Origin of the sequence: Povalibacter sp. (assembly GCF_036520495.1) — a bacterium.
GTDB lineage: Bacteria > Pseudomonadota > Gammaproteobacteria > Steroidobacterales > Steroidobacteraceae > Steroidobacter.
In genome coordinates, this window is record NZ_DATDJO010000074.1 from 1 (window position 1) to 6113 (window position 6113).

Consider the following 6113-nt stretch of genomic DNA (forward strand, 5'->3'; position numbering starts at 1 on the left):
AACATCAACGATGGCAAGGTACGATCAGCGCGGGAGTGGAAGTTGGCGATGAACCAGTTCGCTGTGCTGTACGGAGATCGCTTCGTCAGACCCGCGAACTAAATGCAAACCGCCTCGAACACAGAAAATCTGACACGTCCCGGGCATACAGCATGGAGCCGTGCGACGCGGTGCAGGCTCAATTGCCGTCGTTCCGCTAAATTTGCCGTCGTTCCGCTCATTGGTGCCTAACCGCTCATGCCTCACTGCTTTCGCGGACTATCGACATGAATGCGTCGCCATAACGCTCCAACTTGCGTTCCCCCACGCCAGGAATCATGGAGAACTCGGCCGACGTCGTTGGCTTCCGTGTCGCAATTTCTCTCAATGTTGCGTCGTGGAAGATCACGTAAGGCGGCACTCCGTTTTCGTCGGCGAGTTTTTTTCTCAGCAGGCGTAGCTTTTCGAACAGCGCCGCATCTGGCGATGCATCATGATTGGTCACAACAGTCTTTCGCTGTTTTCTTTCGCGGACAGGGCGCAGCGATTCCGCAATTGAAACTCGACGCTCCCCTCGCAGCACCTCCCAGCTTGCCTTGTTCAACATCGCCACCGGATACCCATCCTGCGCTTCATCGATCAGTCCCTGATGCACGAGCGTACGTGCCAGATGACGCCACTCATCGACACTGCGGTTCTTGCCGATGCCATACACGCTCAGCGCTTGATGCCCGCGGTCGATCAGGCGCTGGGACTCGCCACCGCGCAGGATCTCGATCAAATAGGCCGCACCGAATCGTTCGCGGCGCTGCGCGAGACGGGCGATGCAGGAGAGATACTGCTGCGCTTCGACGGTCCAGTCTTTCAGGTCTCGCGGCTGAGTGCAGTTGTCGCAGGCGCCGCAAGGAGGCGCGAATGATTCGCCGAAGTAACGCAGCTGGATCGCCCGGCGGCATTCGGTCGACTCGGCATAGTTGAGAACTTGTCGCAACTGCTGCCGCGCGATGCGCTGTTCTTCTTCGAGCGGTTCGCTGGTGACGGGGTCGATTTTCTGATCGATCAGAAACTCGGCCGTGCGGATGTCGCCGACGCCGAAGTACAGAGTGCATTGTGCGGGATCGCCGTCGCGCCCCGCGCGACCGGATTCCTGGTAGTAACTTTCCAGTGTGCGTGGCAGATCGTAGTGAACGACCCAGCGCACATCGGGTTTGTTGATACCCATGCCGAAGGCAATGGTGGCGACGACGACCTGGGCGTCATCGCGGATGAACGACTCCTGATTGCGGCTGCGTTCATCGCCATCGAGCCCGGCGTGATAGGGCAGTGCACGGACTCCGTCTTCCCGCAGACGGCCGGCCAGCTCATCGACCCGCTTTCGCGAAAGGCAGTAGACGATACCTGCGCCGTCCGATGCGCGTGCGCGCGCCAATAGTTCCTTGTAGGTGTGCTTGTCCTTGTTCCGGACGGCGTAGTACAGGTTCGGCCGATTGAAGCTGGCGACATGAATGGCCGGGTCTTGCAGCGCGAGTTGCTGCAGAATGTCGGTGCGCACACGCGGCGTCGCCGTTGCAGTAAACGCAAGAAGCGGTACTGACGGGAATCGGGTCCGTAATTGAGCGAGCTGGCGATATTCAGGCCGGAAGTCGTGTCCCCATTCCGAAACGCAATGCGCTTCGTCGATGACGAAGGACGCGATACCGGGCGATTCGGAGAGTCGCTGCAGTATCGAGTTCGAGAATTCCGCCTGCATCAGGCGTTCCGGTGCGAGGTAGAGCAGTTTGCATTCGCCGCGCATTGCGGCGCCGATGCGGGCAGAGATTTCGGAGAACGGCAGGCTCGAGTTGATGAATGTCGCGGTGATCCCATTGTCGAGAAGCTGACGCACCTGATCCTGCATGAGAGCGATCAGGGGCGACACAACGAGAGTGACGCCGGGCTTCAGGATTGCCGGTAGCTGGAAGCAGAGGGATTTGCCGCCACCGGTTGGCATGATGCCGAGCACATCGCGACCGGCGAGGGCATCGCGCACGATTGCTTCCTGTCCCGGCCGGAAAGAGTCGAAACCAAACGCATGTTTCAGCGCGGTGAAGAGATCAGAGCTTGGCAAGGGAGTATGGAGCGGCAGCGGGGACGAACTGCCATGATCGCATCTTCGGCGCAGTAACGAAGATACTGAATGCGAGTCGATTGCCCGGAAATGCCCTTCTGCAGCTATCGCGCTGCGTGTTCGGATGCTCCCACGAAAGGGGATGAGCCTACGGAGTCGGCGCGATTTTCAGCGCGTGCCCGTCAGGCTTTCCATCATCAATCCGGTGCCACCCTTGGAGATATGCGCAACGATCGCGGTCCGACGATGGATCTTGGTGACGACGCCGAGATTGATGGCGAAGGCGAGGTGGACGGTGGCGCCCTTCTTCAGTCCGAGGTTCTCGGTCTCGATGAACACGCCGTTGGCGCTGAGGTTGCGAGCCCGGCACAACTTGCCGGGACGGCCGGGAACCGCCACATACACGGCAGTACGCGCGCGATGACGAGTGTGGAGTCGTCTCTCCATAGTCAGTGCCCCGCTGTTCGCATGTTGTTGTCCGGCCTGATCGTGATGCTGCGCATTTGTCGACGTACTTGAGGAAGGCTGCTCGCGTTGATGCGGCATTATGCCGCGGCACATTGCCCGTGCGAAGCAGCATGTTGAGTGTTATGTCGTGGCGCGGCGCTGTCGACTGAAGGAACATGTCGGAAATGCTGACGACTCGACCGGGTAAGTTGTTCTGCAACGCTCGCAGTGTCATACGACGACTATCGATCATGAAAGGTGGCGAATGACTGACGGGTCTCCTGCAAATACCTCCGCGTTCCCTGCGGGCATCGACCTGCGGTTGCCCATCGGCGTCTTCGATTCAGGCGTAGGTGGCCTGACGGTGCTGCGTGCGCTGCGCGAACGACTGCCAGACGAGAGGTTCCTCTATCTCGGTGACACGGCAAGGTTGCCGTACGGCACTAAAAGTGGCGATTCAGTACTGCGCTATTCGATCCAGGCGGCCCAGTTCCTGGTTCAACGCGGCATCAAGTATCTCGTCATCGCGTGCAACACGGCATCATCGGTGGCTGTCGAGGCTTTGCGACAGCGCTTCGCGCCTATTCCGGTGATCGGCGTCATCGAGCCGGGTGCGGTCGCAGGTTGCGCCAGTTCGCGTAGTGGCCAGATCGGCGTCATTGCCACGGAGGGAACCGTGCAGGGCGGTGCCTATCAGCAGGCTATCGGAAGAATCCGGCCGGAATTTGCCGTAGTTGCCGAACCGTGTTCGCTGTTCGTATCGCTGGCAGAGGAAGGCTGGACGGACGGCCCGATTGTCGAAGCGATCGTGCATCGCTATCTCGATCCGATGTTTGCCGCGCATCCGCAATTGGACACGTTGCTGCTCGGCTGCACTCATTTCCCGTTGTTGCTGGAGGCGCTGCGGGCGGCCGTCGATCCGCGGGTCGCCATCGTCGATTCCGCGGCGACGACAGCCGAAGCACTCGCTGCAGATCTGGCACGTCGCAAGTTGGGCGCGCCAGGCAAATTCGAACCGGCCATTTCGCTGATGGCGACGGATGGACCACAGCGATTCGCGAGAGTCGGGAGCCGGTTCCTGGGGCGACCGGTCGACGCACGGCAGGTTGAACTGGTGGATCTCGTCCGCTGAAGATCTAGCGGTTGCTGCTGGCACCGCGATTCGTGGCGGCAAGATCTTCGTAAGCCTCGAACCGATTTCGGCCACAGAGCTTGGCTGCGTACAAGGCGTGATCGGCCGCTTCCAGCAGGGCAAGCGTGCTCGGGAATCGCTGGCGGGTCGTGTATGTCGCAAGTCCGATCGAGACAGTGACGCCGACGGGCCCGTCGGGTGACGTGACCCGCATGTCGGCAACCGCGTTCAACATGCGTTGAGCCGCCTGTTTCACGATGTTGCGGTCTGTGCCCGGCAGGACGACGAGAAATTCCTCGCCACTGAAACGTGCGACCAGGTCGCTGCCCCGCACGCAGGACTGCAGTTTTATTGTGCAGTTCTTCAGAACTTCGTCGCCCAGTTCCGTGCCGTACTTGTCGTTGATGTTTTTCAGTCGATCGATATCGACATGCGCGATGCTGAGATCGCGCCCGAAAACCACAGCCTGCGTAAACTCCCGATCGAGCAGCCGGTCGAGCCACGCCCGATTCAGGGCGCCGGTCAGCGGATCACGGCGACTGGAGTCTTCCGCCTCCTCGGTGCGTGTCAGCAACACGCTGGTCGTCGCCTGTAGGCTGCTGACTTCCTGGAGAGCATGCAGGTTGCGCACCGCCAGCAGTTCGCGTGCTTCGGCGAGCAGATTCTCGGCGTCGTCGGCATCGAGAATGCTGGTTTCGTACAGGGCCTCGGTTTCCGGGATCAGGCTCATGACGCGGCTCACGACTTCCGTGAATGCCTCATTGCCGAGTCCAACCAGCGCCATGACGCGTTGCGCAAGCGGGGGCAGCACACCGGACCGGTCGGTGCTCAGTACTGCTTCGGCGAGATCACTGCCAAGCGCGAGGCAGCGCGCAAAGCGTCCGTCATCCGTGTCGCCTGACAGGGTCTGGGGTTTGTGGCTGGCCGCGACGGCTTGCCAGATGCGATCCGGCAATTTCCAGGATTGCAGGAGGACCGCGGTGTAGGCCGCGTGGTCCTTGCCAAGGTTGCTCGTCTCGTAAGTAATCCAGTCCGCATGCACTGAGGACTGCGGCAGTTGACTGTAGAAATCGCGGGAAGCCCGGTCGATCGCGAGTACGCCGATGTCCTGCAGCAGGGCGGCCAGAAAAATATCCTCGGCATGCGGCGCTTTGATTGCGTCAGCAAAAGTTCGCGCCGCAGTGGCGGCGAGAAGCGCTCTGCGCCAGAATCGCGGGTAGTCGATGCCGGCCGGCCGCAGGGCACGGACGGCTGAGATCAGGGAAAAGCTTAGTGCCAGGGTCAGAGCGGCATTCAGTCCGATGATGACGAGGGCTTGCCGAAGATTCTGACTGGGACGGCGTTGTGAGTAGAACGCTGAGTTGGCGATTCGTAGTATCTTTGCGGTTATCGCCGGATCGCGGCTGATGGCCGTTGCTACCCGTGACATCTCGATGTCCGGATCGCGCGCCAGAGCAATGATCTCCGTAGCTACTCGTGACGGACTAGGGAAGTCCACTTGGGCTTTGAGCCGGTTTTCGAAGTCCTGAGGCGTCATGGCGGCTATGGTTGGGGTTGAATTTCCCGGGGTCGCCGCCTGTATCGGCCCGGGAACAGCCTGCTTGAGCAGGTAATCTCCAAGTTGCGATGCAACTACATGTTGACACTCGATACCGAGCCCAACAGAATACCGGGCTCTTTATGTCCGTCTGCGGAGGGGTACCCAAGCGGCCAACGGGGGCAGACTGTAAATCTGCTGGCTTATGCCTTCGTAGGTTCGAATCCTACCCCCTCCACCAATGTGCGGGTGTAGTTCAATGGTAGAACCTCAGCCTTCCAAGCTGATGGTGTGGGTTCGATTCCCATCACCCGCTCCATTGAACCTACTGCCCAGGTCGTTGCAGGTGCCGTGACCTGCAGCCAGATTTCGGATGTTGAAAGGGTTTTAGAGCGAGAGTTCGGTATCGGTTTGAAAAGTGTGCCCATGTAGCTCAGTCGGTAGAGCACGTCCTTGGTAAGGACGAGGTCACCGGTTCGATTCCGGTCGTGGGCTCCAGATTTCAGGTCGATTGAGGCCGAGTGAATTCGCAGGTTTTTCTGCACTTGAATCTGGCCGTCAATCGACGACGGTCGACTGACAACTTTATTTAGAGGACTGCCGCTGTGGCCAAAGAGAAGTTTGAACGCACGAAGCCGCATGTGAACGTAGGCACGATTGGTCACGTTGACCACGGCAAGACGACGTTGACGGCGGCGTTGACGAAGGTGATGGCCGAGAAGCACGGTGGTGAGTTCAAGGCATACGACCAGATTGACAAGGCGCCGGAAGAGAAGGCGCGTGGTATCACGATTGCGACGTCGCACGTGGAGTACACCTCAGACAACCGTCACTACGCGCACGTGGATTGCCCGGGGCACGCGGACTACGTGAAGAACATGATCACGGGTGCGGCGCAGATGGACGGTGCG

The 6113-nt window shown here is 59.9% G+C and carries 5 protein-coding genes and 3 tRNA genes; 5 read left to right on the forward strand and 3 right to left on the reverse strand.

Features of this window, described 5'->3' with window-relative positions; translation table 11 throughout:
- Positions 1 to 235 precede the first annotated feature (235 nt).
- Positions 236 to 2086, reverse strand: coding sequence for a DNA helicase RecQ (recQ, locus tag VIZ63_RS25030; protein ID WP_331612582.1), 1851 nt, complete (start codon positions 2084 to 2086; stop codon positions 236 to 238).
- Positions 2087 to 2254: 168 nt separating this feature from the next.
- On the reverse strand, positions 2255 to 2533 hold the full coding sequence (locus VIZ63_RS25035) for a PilZ domain-containing protein (protein ID WP_331612584.1): 279 nt from the start codon (positions 2531 to 2533) through the stop codon (positions 2255 to 2257).
- A gap of 265 nt (positions 2534 to 2798) precedes the next feature.
- Between VIZ63_RS25035 and murI the strand changes: the two genes are divergently transcribed.
- Complete coding sequence (gene murI / locus VIZ63_RS25040) at positions 2799 to 3665, forward strand: glutamate racemase (RefSeq protein ID WP_331612585.1); 867 nt, start codon at positions 2799 to 2801, stop codon at positions 3663 to 3665.
- Between the two features lie 4 nt (positions 3666 to 3669).
- Here the strand turns inward: murI and VIZ63_RS25045 are convergent, their stop codons facing one another.
- Positions 3670 to 5202: a GGDEF domain-containing protein gene (locus VIZ63_RS25045; RefSeq protein WP_331612586.1), complete on the reverse strand. Its 1533-nt coding sequence runs from the start codon at positions 5200 to 5202 to the stop codon at positions 3670 to 3672.
- Positions 5203 to 5357: 155 nt separating this feature from the next.
- Between VIZ63_RS25045 and VIZ63_RS25050 the strand changes: the two genes are divergently transcribed.
- From VIZ63_RS25050 to VIZ63_RS25065, 4 genes are all read left to right on the forward strand, one after another.
- Positions 5358 to 5443, forward strand: a tRNA-Tyr gene (locus tag VIZ63_RS25050).
- A gap of 4 nt (positions 5444 to 5447) precedes the next feature.
- Positions 5448 to 5521 (forward strand) — tRNA-Gly (locus VIZ63_RS25055).
- Positions 5522 to 5624: 103 nt separating this feature from the next.
- Positions 5625 to 5700 (forward strand) — tRNA-Thr (locus VIZ63_RS25060).
- A gap of 107 nt (positions 5701 to 5807) precedes the next feature.
- On the forward strand, positions 5808 to 6113 hold a 306-nt coding region (locus VIZ63_RS25065; RefSeq protein ID WP_331612587.1), incomplete at its 3' end, for a GTP-binding protein.

Bases quoted from the DNA above. Each gene is read 5' to 3' on its own strand.
- murI (WP_331612585.1), top strand. From the start codon at position 2,799: ATGACTGACGGGTCTCCTGCAAATACCTCCGCGTTCCCTGCGGGCATC.
- VIZ63_RS25045 (WP_331612586.1), bottom strand. From the start codon at position 5,202: ATGACGCCTCAGGACTTCGAAAACCGGCTCAAAGCCCAAGTGGACTTC.
- VIZ63_RS25035 (WP_331612584.1), bottom strand. From the start codon at position 2,533: ATGGAGAGACGACTCCACACTCGTCATCGCGCGCGTACTGCCGTGTAT.